Below are 1982 nucleotides of genomic sequence, written 5' to 3' on the forward strand. Positions count from 1 at the left end.
ATGTACGGTGGCTCGACCACCTCCATCCTGCTGAACACGCCGGGCGAAACCGCCAGCATGGTCACCGCCATGGAGGGCAACAAGATGGCCAAGAGCGGGCGCGCGGGCGCCGCACTGGCCACGGCTGCTATCGGCTCGTTTGTGGCTGGCACCATTGCCACCGTCATCGTCACGCTGTTTGCGCCTTTTGTGGCCGAGTTCGCAGTCAAGCTGGGTCCGCCGGAATACTTCCTCTTGATGCTTCTGGCTTTCACCACGGTGAGTGCGGTGCTCGGCAAAAGCACGCTGCGCGGCATGACGGCGCTGCTGATCGGCTTGGCCGCCGGCTGCGTGGGGCTGGACCAGATCTCCGGCCAGGGCCGCTATACCGGTGGCATCCCGGAGCTGCTGGACGGCATTGAAATCGTGCTGGTGGCCGTGGGCCTCTTTGCGGTTGCCGAAGTGCTCTATGCAGTGCTGTATGAAGGCCGCATGGTGGAAGAGCAGAACAGGCTCAGCCGCGTGCACATGACCAAGGCGGACTGGAAACGGTCGATCCCCGCCTGGTTGCGTGGCACGGCCATCGGCACGCCCTTCGGGTGTATTCCGGCGGGCGGCACCGAGATCCCGACTTTCCTGAGCTATGCAATGGAAAAGAAGCTGGCGCAAAACCAGCCCCACAGTGCGGAGTTCGGCACCAAAGGCGCTATCGAGGGTGTTGCCGGTCCGGAGGCTGCCAATAATGCGACGGTGACGGCTGCGCTGATCCCGCTGCTCACATTGGGCATCCCGACCTCCAACACCACGGCGATCTTGCTGGGCGCGTTCCAGAACTACGGCATCCAGCCCGGCCCGCAGCTGTTTACCACCTCGGCTGCCCTGGTGTGGGCACTGATTGCTTCGCTGTACATCGGCAACGTGATGCTGCTGGTGCTGAACCTGCCCATGGTGGGCCTGTGGGTCAAGCTGCTGAAAATTCCCAAACCGCAGCTGTACGCGGGCATCCTGATTTTTGCGACGGTGGGCGCATACGGCATGCGGCAAAGTGCGTTCGACCTCTTTTTGCTGTACGCCATCGGCTTGCTCGGTGTGCTGATGCGCCGCTTTGACTTCCCGACGGCCCCTGTGGTGGTGGGCATGATCCTTGGCCCGCTGGCCGAGGCTCAATTGCGCAATGCCATGTCGATTGGCGAAGGCAGCCCCGCCGTGTTTTTCCAGCGCCCCATGTCGATCACGCTGGTCGTGATTGTGGTTGCGGTGCTGGTGCTTCCGCGTATGGCTAAATACTGGAAGGCGAAAAAACCTGCAAGTTGAGTTTTATTACTAAAAGGAGATGACATGCTGAACATCAAACGACGCACCGCATTGGGTGGGCTCGCCGGGTTGGGCCTGACCACGTTGGGCAGTACATTCCCCGCATTGGCGCAATCTGCCAAGGCACCGGCAGCTGTCGCTTCTCCAAAAGGCAAAGCCGCCAAACTAACTTCGAAACTGCGCATTGTGATACCGGCCAACGCCGGYGGGGGCTGGGACCAGACCGGCCGTGCGCTGGGTACGGCCTTGCTGGGTGTCGGCGCCGCTGACGAGATCGAATACGAAAACAAGGGCGGCAAGGGCGGCACCATCGGCCTGGCTTATTACGCCGAAAAGTACGGAAACGATCCCAACACCCTGTTGATGGGCGGTATGGTCATGGTGGGCGCGGTTGCCTTGCAAAAACCCGCGGTCGACATGACTCGCATCCAGCCGATAGCCCGCCTGACCAGTGACTACCTCGTGGTGGTGGTGGCTGCCAGCTCGCCGATCCGTACCGTTGCCGATCTTGCCAGCCGGCTACGCACCAACCCCAAAGACGTGCCGATCGCCGGCGGGTCGGCCGGTGGTGTGGACCATGTGTTTGCAGGGGTGCTGACCCGAGCCTCCCAAAGCAAACCGGAAGAACTGGTGTATCTGCCTTTCGCCGGCGGTGCCGAGGTGGTGCAGGCCGTGGTGGGTGGCAAGGC

2 protein-coding genes are annotated in these 1982 nt (G+C 62.1%); both read left to right on the top strand.

Going from position 1 to position 1982, the window contains the following annotated elements; translation table 11 throughout:
* A partial coding sequence (locus tag AC1D0Z_RS20485; protein WP_477660008.1) for a tripartite tricarboxylate transporter permease occupies positions 1 to 1293 on the top strand: 1293 nt, incomplete at its 5' end.
* Between the two features lie 24 nt (positions 1294 to 1317).
* On the top strand, positions 1318 to 1982 hold a 665-nt coding region (locus AC1D0Z_RS20490; RefSeq protein WP_477660009.1), incomplete at its 3' end, for a Bug family tripartite tricarboxylate transporter substrate binding protein.

This window comes from Polaromonas sp. P1_E3 (genome assembly GCF_056405935.1).